Annotated in this window: 15 protein-coding genes; 7 read left to right on the top strand and 8 right to left on the bottom strand. The window is 68.6% G+C overall.

The window, feature by feature from the left end:
• Positions 1 to 7: 7 nt before the first annotated feature.
• The 3 genes from AB0C62_RS09945 to AB0C62_RS09935 all read right to left on the bottom strand — a co-directional run bounded on the left by AB0C62_RS09945 (position 8) and on the right by AB0C62_RS09935 (position 4,464).
• Positions 8 to 1,183 (bottom strand): zinc-binding dehydrogenase, encoded by a 1,176-nt coding sequence (locus AB0C62_RS09945; protein ID WP_362971366.1) that lies wholly within the window; start codon positions 1,181 to 1,183, stop codon positions 8 to 10.
• On the bottom strand, positions 1,180 to 2,661 hold the full coding sequence (locus AB0C62_RS09940; RefSeq protein WP_362971517.1) for an NAD(P)/FAD-dependent oxidoreductase: 1,482 nt from the start codon (positions 2,659 to 2,661) through the stop codon (positions 1,180 to 1,182). Before AB0C62_RS09940 ends, AB0C62_RS09945 begins: the two co-directional genes overlap by 4 nt.
• 132 nt (positions 2,662 to 2,793) lie before the next feature.
• A complete protein-coding gene (locus tag AB0C62_RS09935; RefSeq protein WP_362971364.1) occupies positions 2,794 to 4,464 on the bottom strand; it encodes an MFS transporter in 1,671 nt (556 codons plus the stop codon).
• Between the two features lie 350 nt (positions 4,465 to 4,814).
• Here AB0C62_RS09935 and AB0C62_RS09930 point away from each other — a divergent pair, with 350 nt between their 5' ends.
• Positions 4,815 to 5,408 carry a TetR/AcrR family transcriptional regulator gene (locus AB0C62_RS09930; protein ID WP_362971362.1) on the top strand — a complete coding sequence of 198 codons (594 nt, stop codon included), beginning with the start codon at positions 4,815 to 4,817 and terminating at the stop codon, positions 5,406 to 5,408.
• A gap of 38 nt (positions 5,409 to 5,446) precedes the next feature.
• Here AB0C62_RS09930 and hisC read toward each other — a convergent pair whose 3' ends face one another.
• Entirely contained in the window at positions 5,447 to 6,517 is a 1,071-nt protein-coding gene (gene hisC / locus AB0C62_RS09925; RefSeq protein WP_362971515.1) for a histidinol-phosphate transaminase, read from the bottom strand.
• A gap of 79 nt (positions 6,518 to 6,596) precedes the next feature.
• Positions 6,597 to 7,664 carry an amidohydrolase family protein gene (locus AB0C62_RS09920; protein ID WP_362971360.1) on the bottom strand — a complete coding sequence of 356 codons (1,068 nt, stop codon included), beginning with the start codon at positions 7,662 to 7,664 and terminating at the stop codon, positions 6,597 to 6,599.
• Positions 7,665 to 7,729: 65 nt separating this feature from the next.
• Between AB0C62_RS09920 and AB0C62_RS09915 the strand changes: the two genes are divergently transcribed.
• Entirely contained in the window at positions 7,730 to 8,239 is a 510-nt protein-coding gene (locus AB0C62_RS09915; RefSeq protein ID WP_362971358.1) for a MarR family transcriptional regulator, read from the top strand.
• A gap of 30 nt (positions 8,240 to 8,269) precedes the next feature.
• On the opposite strand, the gene AB0C62_RS09910 is transcribed toward AB0C62_RS09915, so the two are convergent.
• From AB0C62_RS09910 to AB0C62_RS09900, 3 genes are read right to left on the bottom strand one after another with little or no spacing between them, the layout of a single operon-like run.
• Positions 8,270 to 9,418 (bottom strand): flavin reductase family protein, encoded by a 1,149-nt coding sequence (locus AB0C62_RS09910; protein WP_362971356.1) that lies wholly within the window; start codon positions 9,416 to 9,418, stop codon positions 8,270 to 8,272.
• Positions 9,403 to 10,311: an NmrA family NAD(P)-binding protein gene (locus tag AB0C62_RS09905; protein ID WP_362971354.1), complete on the bottom strand. Its 909-nt coding sequence runs from the start codon at positions 10,309 to 10,311 to the stop codon at positions 9,403 to 9,405. Before AB0C62_RS09905 ends, AB0C62_RS09910 begins: the two co-directional genes overlap by 16 nt.
• Before the next feature lie 2 nt (positions 10,312 to 10,313).
• The gene (locus AB0C62_RS09900) at positions 10,314 to 10,835 is read right to left on the bottom strand and encodes a nuclear transport factor 2 family protein (RefSeq protein WP_362971352.1); all 522 of its coding nucleotides are present in this window, start codon (positions 10,833 to 10,835) and stop codon (positions 10,314 to 10,316) included.
• A 705-nt stretch (positions 10,836 to 11,540) separates the two neighbouring features.
• Between AB0C62_RS09900 and AB0C62_RS09895 the strand changes: the two genes are divergently transcribed.
• The 5 genes from AB0C62_RS09895 to AB0C62_RS09875 all read left to right on the top strand — a co-directional run bounded on the left by AB0C62_RS09895 (position 11,541) and on the right by AB0C62_RS09875 (position 17,315).
• Complete coding sequence (locus AB0C62_RS09895) at positions 11,541 to 11,918, top strand: cupin domain-containing protein (protein WP_362971350.1); 378 nt, start codon at positions 11,541 to 11,543, stop codon at positions 11,916 to 11,918.
• Positions 11,915 to 13,162: a CoA transferase gene (locus AB0C62_RS09890; RefSeq protein WP_362971348.1), complete on the top strand. Its 1,248-nt coding sequence runs from the start codon at positions 11,915 to 11,917 to the stop codon at positions 13,160 to 13,162. The genes AB0C62_RS09895 and AB0C62_RS09890 overlap by 4 nt, the downstream gene beginning before the upstream one ends.
• Before the next feature lie 69 nt (positions 13,163 to 13,231).
• Positions 13,232 to 14,503 (top strand): acyl-CoA dehydrogenase family protein, encoded by a 1,272-nt coding sequence (locus AB0C62_RS09885; RefSeq protein ID WP_362971346.1) that lies wholly within the window; start codon positions 13,232 to 13,234, stop codon positions 14,501 to 14,503.
• Positions 14,504 to 14,593: 90 nt separating this feature from the next.
• On the top strand, positions 14,594 to 15,673 hold the full coding sequence (locus tag AB0C62_RS09880) for a zinc-binding alcohol dehydrogenase family protein (RefSeq protein WP_362971344.1): 1,080 nt from the start codon (positions 14,594 to 14,596) through the stop codon (positions 15,671 to 15,673).
• Positions 15,674 to 15,710: 37 nt separating this feature from the next.
• Positions 15,711 to 17,315 carry a bifunctional 3-(3-hydroxy-phenyl)propionate/3-hydroxycinnamic acid hydroxylase gene (locus tag AB0C62_RS09875; RefSeq protein ID WP_362971342.1) on the top strand — a complete coding sequence of 535 codons (1,605 nt, stop codon included), beginning with the start codon at positions 15,711 to 15,713 and terminating at the stop codon, positions 17,313 to 17,315.
• The last annotated feature ends 57 nt before the right edge of the window (positions 17,316 to 17,372 follow it).

Below are 17,372 nucleotides of genomic sequence, written 5' to 3'. Positions count from 1 at the left end.
CCCCCGGTCACGTTGTCGCGATCTGCTCCGAGCCGATGGCTGGGTCGATGAGGATCTTGGCGTGGGTCTCCGGGTCGTTCAGCGCCGTGAAAGCCTGGGGAACGCCGGCGAGACCCACCTTTCCTGTGACCAAATGCGAGGCGTCGAGGGAGCCGTCGGCCAGAGCGTGGAGGGTGTCACGGAACTCCAGCGGTGTGTATCCGACGACGAAGCGCACATCGATTTCCTTGTTGATCGCCAGAGAGGGCCGGATGGTGTCGGCCCCCATGCAGACGCCGACGACGACGACGCGCGAGTGCAGCGGCGCAGCCGCCAGGACGCCATCGAGCATTCCGGGGACACCGACGCACTCGAACACCACCGGACGCTTCGGGGTGGTCGCGCCCACCTTCTCCAAAGCGCGCCAGGTGGTCCACCAGGGCATGGGCAGCCGTGCCATCTTCTCCATGGCGTCAATGCCGTCGTTGTACTCCTCGGGCATGGTGGCTCTGAAGCCGTTACGCGCTGCCGGCGCTGTGGCCCAGGGCGACTCGACGGCGGGATCGACCACGATATCGGCGCCGCAGTTCCTCGCGAGCGCCCGCCGGCCCGCGGAGTAGTCGCTCGCGACCACCGTCGCCACGCCACGGGCTTTGAGTACGGAGATGACCGCGAGGCCGACGGGACCGCAGCCAAGGACGATCGCGGTGTCCTTGCGGGTCGTCTCGGCTCGGTTGACGGCGTGCCAGGCGACCGCCATGGGTTCGGTGAGCGCGGCCACATCGGGACGCAGGCCGTTGGGGACGGGCAGGGTGAGTGACTCCTGGACGACGACCTGTTCCGCGTAGCCGCCGGGAGCGTGGGCGGAGAGGCCGAGGCCGTCGACCTGGCGGCCGCTCCGGATCAGAGGGATGGTGACCACCGGTGTACCCGGCTTGAGCTTGTCCGAGGTCCAGGGCCCGTGCTCGGCCACCTCGCCGTAGATCTCGTGCCCCATGACGACGTCTTGGTCGGAGCGCATGTAGCGCGGATAGCCGCACAGTTCGAGCGCGTCGGCGAGGTCGTCGCCGTGGAGACGGGAGTGGAGGTCGGAGCCGCAGATTCCGCACCGCTTGACGTCGAGCAGGAGTTGTCCGGCCTTGGGCCGCGGTGTCGGCAGGTCGACCAGTTGCAGGAGACCCCGGCTGAGGCTCGTGGCCTTCATGAGGCGTCCACGGTGGTGTTGGGCTGCCGGTACGGGGATCGAGGTGCCGGCGGGGTCAGGTGGTAGGCGTCCGGTTTCCAGCGGGTTGCATGCCGTCGGTACGTGAATGTCCAGTCGGGGTAGAGGGTGGCGTTGCGGCCGTTAGCGTCGCGGTAGAACGACTGACAGCCGCCCGTTTCCCACACCGTCGCGGCCAGCTTGCGGTCGAGTTCGGCGTTGTACCGGTCATGGGTCTGCTGGTCGACTTCGACAGTGGCCGAGCCGGTGACGTCGAGGGCGCGGATGGCGTTCTTCACGTGCGCGGTCTGGGCTTCGATCATGTAGACCATCGAGCTGTGTCCCAGGCCGGAGTTGGGGCCGAGGAACATGAAGAAGTTGGGGAAGCGCGGCACGGACACTCCGAGGTAGGCACGCGGCGATCCCGCCCAGACGTCGCTCAGCAACTCACCGTCTCGTCCTCGGATCTTGTCGGCGATGGGAAGGTCGGTGACATGGAATCCGGTGGCGAAGATGATGGTGTCCACCTCGCGCTCCACCCCCGCGGCGTCGATCACGCTGCGTTCTCGGATCTCGCGCAGCGCATGTGGAACGAGCTCCACACCGGGCTTCTGCAGGGCGGGGTACCACGCGTTGGAGGGGACGATCCGCTTGCATCCCAGGGTGAAGTCCGGAGTGAGGGAGCGGCGCAGCATCGGATCCTTCACCTGACGTTCCAGGTGCTTGCGCGCGACGTTCTGGAGCAGCCCCATGAGGCGTGGGTGCTTGGCGAAGCCGAGAACGAGCAACTCCTTGGAAATGTAGGCCTTTCCGCGCTCGATCCTCTGCCGCAACGGGCGTGCACGAAATCTGGCGCGTTCGGCGTCGGGGATCGGCCTCTTGTCGTGCGGGGTGATCCAGGGGGCACTGCGCTGGAAGACGAAGAGCTTGCCGGTGCGGTCGGCGATCTCGGGCACGTACTGGATGGCGGAGGCGCCCGTGCCGATCGAGGCGACGCGTTCCCCGGTCAGATCGTGCGCATGATCCCATCGCGCCGAGTGCATGATCGTGCCCCTGAAGCGGTCGATGCCGGGCACCTCGGGAAGCTTGGGTTCGGTGAGCGGCCCCACGGCGCTGACGAGGACCTGGGTGGTCCACGTCCCCGTGTTCGTGGTCACGTGCCAGAGCTGGTCGCCCTCGTCCCAGCGGGCTTCCTCGACCTCGACTCCGGTGCGCAGATGAGGGCGGAGCCCGAAGCGGTCCAGACAGCGCCGGAGGTAGTCCTGGATCTCCGGTTGGGGTGAGTAGGTGGAAGTCCAGTCGGGATTGGGGGCGAAGGAAAAGGAGTAGAGGTGGGACGGGACGTCGCAGCGGCATCCGGGATAGGTGTTCGAACGCCATACGCCGCCGACGTCGGATCCACGTTCGAGGATGCGGAAGTCGGTGAACTTGGATTCCCGCAACGCGTGTCCCAGGGAAATGCCGGAGAATCCGGCTCCCACAATGAGGACTTGGGCATGTGATGCCACGGAGGTCTCTACTTTCTGGTTCGTCGTGCCGATACCGATGCGGCGGCGCCCACCGTGGCGAGGGGCCGCGATGGGCTCCCTCGCTCACGGGCAGGGCGCTGAGGGTCAGACCGGCTGCTCCAGTCGGCGCATCTCCCGGTCAACGGCCTCCTGGTGTGCCGCGGCGTCCTCGCGGGCCCGCTGTGGGCTCCACCGGCCCTTCATGGCGAAGACGAACGGCAGGAAAAGGACCTGTCCGCCCATGCACACGAACCACCAGTCACGCCACTGGGAGGGCCCCTCCTTCGACGCCTTCGACACCTCGGAGCCGTACGCCTTGAGCACTTCCATCTGCGGCTGCGCCTTCTGGACGAGAGCCAGGTCGGCCGGCCCGACTTCCTCGACGGCTCGCGCCTGCAGCTCGGGCGGGATCTGGCCCGGCGGGTGTTCGGCGAGTTCGGCGAACAGCTGGGGATGAGCATGTACGACGGCCAGAGCGGGACCGGCCTCGGCCTGCGCGATCTGGACCTCGTGGCCGTGCTCGGCGATCGGGGTCACCGAGGTCACCGCGACCGGCAGGAAGGCTGCGGAAACGGCGACCACCACACGCAGGATCCACCCCCACACGGCCAAACCCGTCGCTGTGGCCGCTGGGTTGTGCCGCTCGACGGTCTCGGTGAAGGCGGCCATCCACGGTGCGTAGGTGAGCCCGCTGAAAAGGCCCATGGCGACGAAGAGCCAGGCGAACGTGTAGTACCCCGTCTCCGGCCGGGTGGCCAGCGAGGCGAAGACGGCCGTGCATGCCACCGAGCCGACGCCGCCCACGATCATGAAGGGCTTGCGCACCTTCAGCCGGTCGGACGACACGCCTGCCGCGATCAGGGCGAGAGCACTGGCCGCCCAGTACCAGTTGCCGAGGGCGTTCCCGCGCTGTTCGCTGTAGCCGTAAACGGCCGAGTAGTAGATCACGAGGTTGCCGACGGCGGCGTAATAGAACAGCAGGTAGACGCTGATGGCGAAGGCCGGACCCAGAATGCCGGGGCGCAGCATCTGCCTCCAGTGACCGGAGGTTGACACTTCGGGGGCCGTACCCCGTGCCCGGGCCTCGATCAGGGCACGGTCGTGCAGGCTCACCATGACCTGGTCGCGCAGACGCGGGGAGAGCTCCCGCAGACCGAAAAGGGCGACGACGAAGACCACGAGAGCGGCCACCCCTGCATAGCGCAGTTCGTCCTGCCAGGTGGCGGTGTCCAGGGTCGCGCTGGTCACTGTGGTCACGACGAGGCTGCCGACGATGGGTCCCATCGTCCACGAGCCCATGGCGGTGGCACGACCGAGCTGAGGCGAGAAGTCGCGTATGAGCGCGGGCGTCGCGACGAGGACGATGCCCTCGATGAAGTACAGGGCGCAGAACAGCACCAGGTACGTCGTCTTGTCCGGTGCGTTCGGGAGGAACAGGACGAGGACGGCTGCCAGCAGCACGCCGTAGACGACAAGATTGGCCCGGCCCCACCGATCGGCGAGGCCCGCCACCAGGGAGGCGAAGGCGCCGACGGCGTTGCCCACGACCGACAGCATGATGAAGTAGCCGAATGTCATGTCGTAGTGGGCCATGATCGAGGTGGCCACGGCGTACTGGATGTAGAGCAGGTAGTACAGCACCACGGTCGTGACGACGACGATCCCGAGATACGTGTAGCGGCGTGCCGGTCGGGGATAGCTGCCCAGCTCTCGGTGCCAGAGCGCGGCGACCACGCCCGGCGTAGGGACATCCAGGGCGGAGGATGGGACGGACACGCGGCGACTCCTGTGGGTAGAGATGTGCCGGGCTGCGCAGCGGCCCGGGTAGCCCGGGTGCGGCTTCACCGCTGGCCCCCAGATGGAGGGGCGCGGCGCAGGGGTGCGCTGGGAGAGCGGTGCGGCAAGCAGTATGTGAGCGGATCCGACAGCCGCACAAGAGTCAGGAACGCGAGAGTTCCAGATTCATTTCCCGGTTCCGCACCGGGCTGGTGACTAGGGTCTGAGCGGCGGACCGGCCACGGAAGCAGGACGGGTTCGCGTCCGGGAAGGGGAACGGGTTGAGCGGGAATGCGGCGGGCGAACGCACACGGGGCGAGACATACGGAGGACGGTCCCGCGAGGCACGCGTGGCCGAACGGCGTGAGCGCCTGATCCAGGCGGGCCTCGAGCTCTTCGCCGCGAACGCGTTCGACGATGTCACCGTTGCCGATGTCTGTGCGCGCGCGAAGGTGTCGAAGCGCTATTTCTACGAACACTTCACGGACCGCGAGAGCCTGCTGCTCGCGGTGCACCGTCAGCAGAACGAATGGCTGCTCGCCGGCGTGGCCGCGGCGGTGCCGCAGGAGCCCGCCGACCTCGACGCGCTGCTACGGCCCATGATGACGGCGCTGGTGCACCTCCTCGCCGATCACCCGGACTCGGCACGGGTCATCTACATCAACGCCCCTCGCATGGAACTCCGGCGCCGGGGGCTGCTGCGCAAGGACGCCGAACTCTTCGGCCGCCTCATCCAGGACACCGCGCCCGGGCCCGCCGATCACCTGCGCCGCGAGCGCGTCCTGCTCGGCCTGGTGGCCGGAGTGACGGAGGTGGTGATCGACTGGCTGGAGCAGGGCATGGCCGACGACGCCGAGGTCCTGGCCGATCACCTCACCGCTTTCGCCCTTGCGCTCCTGGGCGACCACCGGCCGGCGAACACACCTCCACCACAAGAGCCCTAGAACCGTTCGCGACCGAGACGCCTCTGGCCGCCTGCAACTCAGCGATACCGAGCGGCCGCGGCCACCAGGACGTCGTTGGCCTGCGGTTCACCGATGGTGATCCGTACGCCGTCCTGGCCGTAGGGCCGCACCATCACTCCGGCCTCACGGCAGTGCTCGGCGAAAGCAGTGGTCTGTTCGCCGAGGCGCAGCCAGAGGAAGTTGGCCTGACTCTCGGGCACGGTCCAGCCCTGTCGCAGCAGCGCCTCGCGTACGCGTACCCGTTCGCTGACGAGGTCGGCGACGCGTTCCATCAGTTCGGCCTGCCGGTCGAGGGAGGCGAGCGCGGCGCACTGCGCCGCGGTGGAGACTCCGAAGGGTACGGCGGTTTTGCGCAGCGCCTCGGCCACCGGTGCGTGGGCGACGGCATAGCCGATCCGCAGCCCGGCCAGACCGTAGGCCTTGGAGAAGGTTCGCAGGACGACGACGTTCGGCCGGTTCCGGTACAGCTCCACGCCGTCGGCGCAGTGGGGGTCGGTATTGAACTCCACGTACGCCTCGTCCAGGACGATCAGCACGTCGACCGGCACACCGTCGAGGAACCGCGCCAGTTCGTCCCGCCGAAGGGCCCTTCCGGTGGGGTTGTTGGGCGTGCACACGAACACCAGGCGGGTCCGGTCGGTGATCGCCTGTGCCATCGCGTCGAGGTCGTGTGTCTCGTCCCCGGTGAGCGGCACCTCCACAGGGGTGGCACCGAACAGGCGCGTGACGATGGGATAGGACTCGAAGGACCTCCAGGCATAGACGACTTCGTCGCCCGGGTCGACGGCTGTTTGCATCAGTTGCTGCAGCAGCCCGCTCGAACCCGTACCCAGAGCGACGTGCGCTGCGGGAACCGTGAGCTGCTCCGCCAGTCGGTCCGTCAGCTCGGTGCCATGCGGGTCCGGGTAGCGGTGCATGTGCCCGGCGGCAAGGGTGACGGCCTCCAGCACGCCGGCGAGCGGAGGGTAGGGATTCTCATTGGAGGACAGCTTCCAGCCGGAGGCGGCCGCCTTGCCGGGAACATAGACCGGCACAGCGTCCAGCGCGGTTCGCAGTCGCGGTGATGAGCCTTTGCCGGCGTGGGCCATTGCCATGTCCTTGCTTGTTGTCCTCATGGTGCGTATGTGCACGGGCCACTTGTCGGCAGCCTCAGATGTTGTCCGCCGCTCAGCGAACGCGTTCCCCGGCGATCCAGACTCCATCGATGGCGCGCGTCGCGGTGATGTCGGCGGTCGGGTCCGCCCTGACCAGAACCAGGTCGGCGCGGCGGCCCGGTTCGATCGCGCCACGGTCGTCGAGTCCGAAGGTGCGCGCGGTGAGCGTCGTGGCCCCGCGCAGTGCCTCGACGGGCGTCAGTCCGGCCTCGACCATGAGCTCCAGCTCGGCATGGAAGGAGGTGCCGTGCCGGGGGGCGAAGGGGACGCCGGGTGCCGAGTTCGCGTCGGTGCCGACCAGGAGGCGGATGCCGGCCTCATGGAACTTGGTCACCGTGTCGCGGGCGTACTCGTACTTGAGCCCTGCCCCTGCCCGGGCGCCTGCGATGCCCTTCATCATCGTCAAGGTGGGCGAGGACACCATCCCGGCGTCCCGCATGCGCACCACGGTGTCGTCGTCGAGGACGGCGTCGAGGGGTGCGTGGGTACTGATGTCGACGCCGGCCTCGACCGCGACCCGGAAAGCGCCGGTGGTGATCGAGTGCGCCACGACGAGGAGACCGCGCTCGTGCGCCGCTTCGACGACGGCGTTCACGGTCGTCTGGTCCATGCCTTCCGGCGGCGCGGCCTCCGTGACGATCTTGATGTAGTCGGCGCCGTCGGCGATCCGCCGCTCGACGAAGGCGTGCGCCTCCTGCGGGGTCGTGACGATGCCGTCAGCGGGGAAGCCAGGCATCTTCGCGTGGTTGCCGCCCGGGCCGACCGCGGGCGTCGTCGCGCTACGGATCTGTGCGACGCCTGCCTGCGCACGCATCTCGGTGACGAACGGGAGCGGCCAGGTCGCCATGTCCAGGCCGGTGGTGACACCCGACCGGGCCAGGTTCGCCAAATCGTCCCGCCCCAGCGTGTGCACGTGCGAGTCGATCAGGCCGGGGAGGAGGAACTTGCCCGCGCCGGCCACCACCACGTCAGGGATTCCGTCGGCGACGATCTCCCCGCCGTCGACGAACACCCGCCGCGGCGCCGTCAGGCCGTCACCCCTGAACACGCGGACATCGTCGATCGCGGTTATGGCCGCCATCAGGACCTCCTTGATATACCTTTCCTGAAAGGTATCACGAAAGCATTGTTGGTTATGATCGGACCATGACCGGTGACAGTGAGCTGGAGCTGAGCGGCGAACGTCTGACGCTCGTGCTCTCCCAACACGTCGTTCGCCTGCAGGGCCTGCTCGAGCGCGCCATCGCCCCAGCGCTTGCGGCACAGGACTTCACGACCGCGGAACTGGACGTGCTCGGCGCGCTGCGTTCCGCCGGTGAGCCCTACCAGCTTCGACCCAAGGAATTGGTCACGCGCCTGCTGCTGACCACCGGCGGGCTGAGCAACGTCCTACGCCGGCTGGAGGCCCGCGACCTCGTGTCGCGCGTGCCCAACCCCCATGACGGGCGAAGCCACAACGTGCGCCTCACGCCCGGGGGTGTCACCGCCGCGCACGCCGTCACCACCGCGGCGGCCGCCGCGCTTCACGGCGCTCTGTCCGACGTACCGACCGCGGCCCTCAGCAACGCGCTCACCCAGCTGCGGACGATTCTCGGCGCCCTCGGCGACACACCGCACGCCCCCGTTGCGGCGCAGCACCCCCGGCAGGGCGCGTAGCCGCATTCCCCGCAGCGTCGAGAGAGCCGATCAGGCGGTGGGCACGCTCTGAGCGACCCGCTGGAGCCCCTCGATCCACGACTCGACCTGAGCCGCCGACGCGGATCCGGGCAGCCCGGTCATCCGCAGCGCCATCTGGGGCAGATCGGCCTTCGTGGGGAGGAGGACGACGATCGAAGCAAGGTCGTAGCTCTCCCCCGGCACCAAGTCGGGACAGAAGAGCTCCGCCAGCTTCGCTGTCGCCTGCTGGACCACGCGCTCCTGACGCGGCAGACGGTCGGACTTCTCGAACGCGGACAGCGCCGCCCGATGGCTCTCCAGCAGGAGCGGCTCTGTCGCAAGGAGGGAGTAGCCGCACGCGCGGACCTTGTTGAGCAAGGCTCTGTGGAGATCCCGCATCTCGCCGTCGTCGTCAGGGGCGCGACGCAGCCACGCGTCCACCTCGGCCGAGGTCGCGTGCGTCATGAAGACGGCTCCCATCGGCGGAATGACGGGCTGCCGGTGTCCGAGCGGGGGCGAGTCGTCGGCGACGCCCTGGTTGGTGGCCAGTACCTGGACCGCGTCGTCGCGGATATTGGCCAGCACGCTGCAGGTGACCGAGAACTCGGTGCTGAGCTCCTCGACCTGGGCTCTGATCGTCTCGGCGACGTGGGCCGCCTGGATGAGCTCCGGGTCGGGCGCGGCGACGAAGGATCCGGGTGAGAAGCGCCCGTAGCCGCCCTGGAAGAACAGCAGCGGCAGCGTCGACCGTTCGACAGCGAGACCGTGCACCCGGCCCAGGACGATGAAGTGGTCCCCCGCCTCGCGGACCTCCTCGAAGGTGCACTCGACCCACGACACCGCCCCGTCAAGGACGGGCGAGCCCAACGGGCCCGGGCGCCAGCCCACTCCGTCGAACTTCCCTTCTTGGCTGGTCGCGATCTGCCGACACAGTGGCTCCTGGTCGGAGGCCAGGACGTTGACACAGAATGCCGGGGCTGTCCGAAGTCGATCGAAGCTGCGCGAGTCGGCAGCCGGGAAGAAGGCGATCAGCGGCGGATCGAGAGAGACCGACGAGAAGGTCCCGACGACCATGCCGTCCGGCGCCCCGCCGTCCGCCACCGTCGTGACGACGGCCACCCCGGTCGGATAGTGGCCCAAGGTCTCACGGAAGAGGGCGGCGTCTACGGGCCCGGACATGGCTTCTCCATCTGCTTTTCGAAGGCGCGGAACTCTCTGCGGACGAACTGTTCGAAAGACGTGGGTCGCCGGCCGAGCAGCCACGTGAGCACGTTGGGGTTCCCGATGAAATCGTGGCTGCTGTAGCGGGCGCTGATCGCGCGCAACACCTCAGCCTGGTAGGGGACATCCTCAAGGGACAGCACGCCGAGGGACGCCTTGAGGAAGTCCATCGCGTCGATCTCCTCTGCGGTGACCTCACGGCCCGTCACCTCGGAGACGACACGGGCGAGGTCGTGGGCCGTGAAACGGCCGGGTGCGACGAGCTCGTACGTGGCGCCCGCATGTCTGCGAGGGTCGGCCAGCACGGCCGCCGCCACCTCCGTCACGTCGTCGACGTCGACCATCGACTGGCGGCGGTCGAGCGACCACGACAACCGGAAGACGCCGTCCTGGAAGGCGGGGAGCAGCCGGTGCCGCAGCATGTAGTTGGCCGGCTGGAGGATGGTGAACTCCAGGCCGGACGACACCAGGTGCTCCTCGATGTCCCGCTTGATCTCGTGCTGGATCAGGTCCGTGGTGATGGCGTGCAGCACCGAGCTGAACACGAAGTGCGTCACGCCCGCCCGTTTCGCGAGGTCTACGGCGGCGAACCCCGTCGCCCGCTCATCGGGATGCAGGGCGGGCCCGACGTAGTACACCCTCTCCACGCCGCGCATGGCGCGGGCCAGCACCTCCGGATCGGCGAGATCTCCGACGAGGACGTCGGTCACGCCCGCGGCGCGCAGTGCTCGCGCGGACGTGTCGGAGCGGACGCAGGCGCGCAGTTCGGCTCCTGCCGCCACCAGCCGTGGGACGAGACGCTTTCCTTGGTTGCCGTGTGCGGCGGTCACGAGGATCACAGGTGCACTCACTTCTACTTCTTGGTGATGGCCTTCAGGAACGTGATGTCGCCCTTCGCGGCGAACTGGTGCAGGCCGATCGCGTTCATGTCGGGCTGGTGTTCGCGCTGCGGCTCGGGCACCGAGGGGTTGCCGGTCCAGGACAGCAGTCGGCAGACGCGCCGCCTGATGCGCCAGCCTTCGTCGGTGCGGACCAGCTCGTCGTCGTAGTAGCCGGTGCCCGTCCAGGTCGGTCCACCTTCGGCCGCCTCGCGCACGAGCAGCCAGTTCCCGTAGCTGAAGGCGTGCGCCGTGTCACCGTCGACGTCGACCAGCTGACCCATCATCGTGTGGACGTGGCTGTCCAGGCTGTCGTGGAACGCGGCAAAAGAGGCCTTGAACTCGGCGCGGCCGATCCAGGCGGCTCCGGCAGGACCGAAGACAGCTTCCACGTCTTCGGTGAAGACACGATCGAACAGGTCCCACTGCCGCGCATCGAGCGCGAAGGCGTACATGTTCAGCGCCTCGATGATGGCGGCCTTGTCTTCGTTGATCATGCGTGTGTCCTCTTCTTGTGGGATGTCGGAAGCCAGGGCGACCGACGCGGTCGGTCCAGACAGAGGGCCTATGACGCGTGCGGCGTGCTCGCGCGTCAGTCGTGGCCGAGCGGGTGAAGCCGCTGACGTGGGGTGATCACCGAGGCTTCGGGCGCGCAGGAGACGAAGAATTGGCTGCCGGGCAGATCGAACATGGTTGAGCTCCTCGTCCTGGAAGTCGCCCTATGCCGCAGAAGCCGTCGAGTAGCGGCGGATCCCCGCGGCCGACCGTGTGCCTGTCGTCGTGAGGGTGAAGCAGCCGTCGGACTCCCGCCGTTCAAGCGGCTCGGCGCGGTCGGACGGACTGGCGGCCTGAGAACCATCATTGAGAGCTGCCACATTTTCTGTCAACACTTTGGACGAGGGTAATGATCGGTCGCTTCCGTCAAGCGCGCCCGACGGCAGGCGTCAGCACCGACGACCCCACTCTTCTCGAGGCATAGGTGCACTTGCGCGGCCTATATTGGGAAGCGTCATCACGGGCACGCTGGTGCGCGACAGGGCGGCGACGAGGTTTCGCGCTCTAAATGTTGACACTTTGCGAGCATCGCTCTTACGGTGCGTCGCAGGCACCGTGGCTTCCGCCCTGCTGCCTCACGCGCATCCGGCGATCTCGGCCGGCGCGCATCCCCGACGGACAGCCCCGCCAGAATCGAGTTCACGCCCGTGCCGATCGATATCACCCGGCTTTCTCAGACCCAGCCCTTCCAGCCAGCCGGCCACCACGGCGTCGGCCCCGTCCAGCTCTTCGGCGGCGAGGACTACGACGGCGCCGTGACGGCGGTCCTGTCCCACTACCTCCCCGGCGGTCGCGCCGACATGTCCCCCGTCCCCGCGGAGACGCTGTACATCGTCCTGACCGGAACGCTCACGGTCGATGCCGAGGGCGACACCCACGATCTGCACCCGTTGGACGCGGTGCGGCTCACGGCCTCGACGCCGCGCAGCGTCGAGAACCGTACGAAACTGCCCGCGAGCATGCTGGTGATCCGGCCCAACCCCACGGCCGCGTCGGCGAACGGAACTGCTGGGACCCGGTCATGAACGGGCCTCTGGACGGACTGCTCGTCGTCGACCTGTCCCGTGCGCTCGCCGGACCCCAGGCAGCGATGATGCTCGGGGACCTCGGTGCACGTGTCATCAAGGTCGAGAGTCCTTCCGGGGACGACAGCAGGTCGTGGGGACCTCCGTTCGTGGACACCGACGACGGCTCCACGGAATCGACGTACTTCATGTCCTGCAACAGGAACAAGGAGTCGATCACGCTCGATCTGAAGCGTGCCGAGGATGCGCAGGTACTGGCCGGGCTGATTCAGCGGGCGGACGTGCTGCTGGAGAACTTCAAGCCCGGGGGGATGCGTCGCCTCGGATTCGGCGGCGAACGGCTCATGGAACTCAACGCGCGTCTGGTCCTGCTGTCGATCAGCGGGTTCGGACACGACGGCCCCGAGGCCGATCGCGCCGGGTACGACCAGATCGCACAGGGCGAGGCGGGACTGATGTCACTCACCGGGCCGGACGCGGACCACCCCCAGCGCATCGGAGTGCCGATCGCCGACATGCTGGCCGGCATGAACGGCGCGTTCGGCGTGCTCGCCGCGCTCAGGGAACGCGATCGCACCGGGCGGGGACAGATCGTGCGCACCTCGCTGCTCGCCTCGGTCGTCGCGGCCCACGCCTTTCAGGGAACGCGTTGGACCGTGGGCGGCGAGGTGGGCTCCGCTCAGGGCAACCACCACCCGACCATCGCGCCCTACGGCCTGTTCAGGTGTGCGGGCGGCAGCGTACAGATCGCCTGCGGGAACGACGCCATGTGGCAGCGCCTCTGTGAGGCCTTCGGCATCCGCGCCGATGACCCCCATCATGCCACGAACCGTGACCGGGTCGCCCATCGTGACAGCGTCACCGAACTCCTGGAAGGCGTGTTCGCCGAACTGGGTCCGGATGAGCTGCTGCTGCGGCTCTCCGATGCCGGAGTCCCGGCCGGCCGAGTGCGCTCCCTCGACGAGGTCTACGAGTGGGAGCAGACCCGCTCGCAACGGCTCCTCATCGACGTCGAGCATCAGAGCGTCGGAAAGGTGACCCTGCCGGGCTCGGCCCTGCGGATGTTCGCCGTCGATGCCGCGGGATCCGAGACCGAGACGACTCGCCTCGACCACCGCCCACCACCTGTCCTCGGCGCCGACGCCGACACCGTACGGGAGTGGCTCGAGAGCCTGCCGGTCCTGAAGGACAAGCCCGCTGCGGATTCGGCAGCACTGAACAGCCCTACGCCGCAGGGCGCGTGACCGCGCTCCTTCATGTCCTTTCCCCGCAACAAGCCCCATGAACGACGAACGACAAAGGAGTTGACGTCGATGAGTGCGTCTTCCGGCACGCCCGACAGGCTCGCATCGATCCTCGACAAGGTCCGAGCGCTCGGCCCGACTTTGCGCGAACGCGCCGTGGACGCGGAACGCGCCGGGCGCCACTCGGACGAGACCATCGCCGAGCTCGATGCCACCGGGGCCTTCGCCATCGGCAGCCCGGCCGAGTACGGCGGCCACGAACTCACCGTGCGCCAGCAGCTCGACGTGGTGTCCGAGGTGGCCAAGTGGGACGGCTCGGCCGGATGGATCGTGTGGGTCGGTGCCTCCACGAACTGGATCCCCGCGGGTTCGGGCGCGCGCGTCGTCAAGGAGGTCTACGCGCCGGAATGGGTCGGCCCCCGCGTCGCCGCATCCAGTCACTTCCCGGCCTCACGGGGACGCGCGAGGCGGACCGACGGCGGCTGGATCATATCCGGCGGCCCCTGGACGTTCGGGAGCGACTCTCTCTGGGCTCCCTACACCAACCTCGGCTGTATCGCCCACGACAGTGACGGCTCGTACCTGGTGGGCGTCCAGGTTCCGCGCGACGAACTCCGCTTCCTCGATGACTGGCAGGTCGCCGGCATGCGGGGCACGGGCAGTGTCTCCTCGACGCTGGTGCAAGAAGAACTCTTCGTACCCGAGCACCGCGTAGTCGACTTCCGCGACGTCACCGGCGGAACCCTCGACAACGGTCTCGCGGGGTCCCTGTGGAAGGCACCCACTCTGGGCTGGGCATTCAGCCTCATGGCCGGCATGTCGATCGGCATCGCCCAGGGCGCGCTGGAGCGATTCCTCGATCGCTCCGCCGGGCGGCCCGTGCGCGGCACCACGTACAAGAACCAGCTGGACGCGCCCATGACGCACCTGATGCTCGCCGAAGTCCATTCCAAGATCCAGTCGGCTACGGCCATCACCCGTGCCAACGCGGAGGAGACCGACCGGCTCGGGGCGCTCGCCGCCGCCGGCACCCCGGCCGACGGCGCGTACATGCAGCGCTTCAGCGCCCGCGTCCTCGTCGAGACGGCCTACGCCGCCAAGTGGTGTGCGGAGGCGATCGAGTTGCTCCAGAGGAACTCCGGCTCGACCGCGATCATGGAGAGCGAACCCATCCAGCGAGCGTGGCGCGACGCACGGGTCATCACCCTGCACGGCGCTCTCAACCTCGAAGCCCTCTCCGAGAACTACGGACGGCTGATGGCCGGATCCCAGCCGCACAAGTTCGCGGGGATCACCACCTTGGACCGCTTCGCCCCGCCCGCCCCTGGCAAGAGCTCCTGAGTCCCCTGGTCCAGGCATCGACGGGCCTCGCCACCGGCGACACCCCTCTCCCGTGCCACCCATGACGTTCGCAGAAAGGGAAGCCGGACGATGAGCAGCACACGCTCGCACGACGCCACCGACGCGCATGGCGAGATCCGAGCCGCAGTCGTGGACGCGCCGGGCGCCTCACCGCGAGTGAGCTCGGTGACCCTGCCGCCGCGCACCCCCGGCAGCACACTCATGGCGGTCGTCGCCGCGCCGGTGAACCCCTTGGACCTGGTCATCGCGTCGGGGACGTTCCATTCCGCGCGTCACGAAGCCCCGTACGTGCCGGGCAGCGAGTGCGTGGGGGTCGTACTCGCCTCCGACCGGTACCAGCCGGGCTCCTGGGTCTACGCCGAGTGCCACGCCTCACCCGACACTCCCGGCTCCCTCGCCACCCAGGTACTCGTCGACGACAAGAATGTGCTGGCGCTGCCCGAGGGAATCGATCCGGTCCAGGCCGCGGCCGTCGGAAACTCCGGCACCGCGGCGTTCATGCCGCTGGTCGAGGAGGCCGGGCTCCGCTCCGGGGAGACCGTACTGGTACTGGGCGCCACGGGAGCGGTCGGACAGCTCGCGATTCAGGTGGCGCATCGGCGCGGAGCGGGCCGGGTCGTCGGCGTCGCGCGTGACCGCAGTGCGCTGGAAAGTCTGCCGGCGCTCGGCGCCGACGCGATCGTCGATCTGCGCGCGGAGGAGAGTGCCGAGGCTCTGGCGGAGCGGTTGCGGGCGGCGGCGGGCCCGGTGGATGTCGTCCTCGACGGCGTCTACGGGATGCCGCTGGAAGCGGCGTTGCAGGTGTGCGCGCCACGGGCGCGGATCGTCAACGTCGGCAATCCGGCCGGCGCGACCGCGCTCCTACCCGCCGGGCTGCTGCGCGGAAAGCAGCTCACCCTCTCCGGCTTCGCCGGTCTGCACACCCCGCTGCGGGCCAAGGAGGCGGCGCTCACCTGGCTGTGGACCTCCCTCGGACGCGGCGAACTGCGGGTCGACGTGCGCACCTTCCCTCTCGACGACCTGCCGTCGGCGTGGCAGGCGCAGGCGGTCTCGCCCCATGCCAAATGCGTTGTCGTGCCTCAGGACAGCGGCCTCCACAAACACACCGGCACCACCCGGACCCCACGAGATCGGAGCACACATCCGTGACGCACCGCACCCAGACCCGCACCCGGGAGACGCACGCATGACGACGCCACCTGCGCCGCACGCCGACGGCGCGCTACGGCCGGCCGTCGACTGCATAGTCGTCGGTGGCGGGCCCGTCGGTCTGCTGACCGCTGTCTTCCTCGGCCAGGCCGGGTTGCAGGTCAGCGTCGTGGAACGCTGGCCCGAGCGCTATGAGCTGCCGCGGGCGTGCACCATCGACCACGAGGCGCTGCGCATCCTTCAGGCCGCGGGGCTCATGGCGGACCATGCCGACCTGTTCGAGCCTTCCCAAGGTGAGCGGGGCGGATACGAGTTCCGTAACGGTGCGGGCGAACTGCTCCAGGCCATCGACTGGAACAGGCGTGCCGAGTCGGGGTGGGCCAACACGAACGGTTTCCACCAACCCGAACTCGAAGCGGCCCTCGAAGAGCTGGCTCACGCCACCCCCGGCGTCACCGTCCACCGCGGATGGACCTTCCAATCCCTGGAGCAGGACGACTGCAACGAACAGGTCTTCGTCCAGGTGACGTCCACGGAGCGGCCCGGCGAAATCGTACGCGTCCGCGCTCGCTGGCTGATCGGCGCCGACGGGGCCAACAGCGCCGTCCGCTCCGAGCTCGGCATCGGCGTCGACGACTCGGGGTTCGAGGCCGACTGGCTGGTGGTGGACTACCAGCCGCTGGCCGAGGAATCGTGGAGTGCCTTCGTCACCCAGTACTGCGACCCGGCGCAGCCCGCGACCGCGGTCAACAGCGGCCCTGGGCGGCGACGGTTCGAGTTCATGCGCCGCGCGGACATGAGCGTGGAGGAACTGGGACGGGAGAGCACCGCCTGGCGGCTGATGGAGCCCTGGGGTGTGACGCCGGAGACCGCCCGGCTCGAACGGCAAGCCGTGTACACGTTCCGAGGCCGGTGGGCGCGCACATGGCGCAAGCAGAACGTGTTCCTCGCCGGGGACGCGGCCCATCTCATGCCGCCCTTCCTCGGCCAAGGGCTCTGCGCGGGACTGCGGGACGCGAGAGCGCTGTCGTGGCGTCTCTGCATGGTTCATCACGGCCTCGCAGCACCGGGCGTCCTCGACACGTACGGCCCTGAGCGCACGGGTCACGTGAGGAAGATCATCGACGAGGCGGTGGCCGCAGGGCGGGTCATCTGTGAACTCGACGTCGACCGGGCCGCCGCCAGGGACGCCGAGATGAGAAGACGCTCGTTCGACCCTGATACCGCCACGCGGGAGCCCCCGCACCCTCGTCTGGGCAAGCCGTCGTTGACCGTCGACGGCGCCGGCACCGAGGGGCGCCTGGCGCCTCAGGGGCGTGTACGACTCGCCGACCGAATCGGACTTTTCGACGATGTCGTCGGCGGCGAATGGCAGCTGATCAGCCGGGTCACGGACCCCACGGAAGCCCTCGATGACGAGGACGCATCCTGGTTCTGGCAGATCGGAGGCGTGGTCGCCGACGTGTCGGGCGTACGCGTGATCGACGACCTCGACGGCACCTACAAGCGCTGGTTCGCCGAGAACGAATGCGAGGCGTTCCTGGCCCGCCCTGACTTCTACGTGTTCGCGGCCGGCCGGCACCGCGACATACCGCGCTTCGTCCACCTCCTGCGACAGGCGCTCGGATCGCCCGTCCGCTAGCGGGCGACCGCAAACACGACTCGGCTCGCCCGTGCGAGGCGGGGTTCTTCCACGACG

Origin of the sequence: Streptomyces sp. NPDC048643, assembly GCF_040650615.1 — a bacterium.
Classification (GTDB): Bacteria; Actinomycetota; Actinomycetes; order Streptomycetales; family Streptomycetaceae; genus Streptomyces.
The sequence above is the reverse complement of the archived record's forward strand: the minus strand, read 5'-3'. Positions and strand labels throughout refer to the sequence as shown.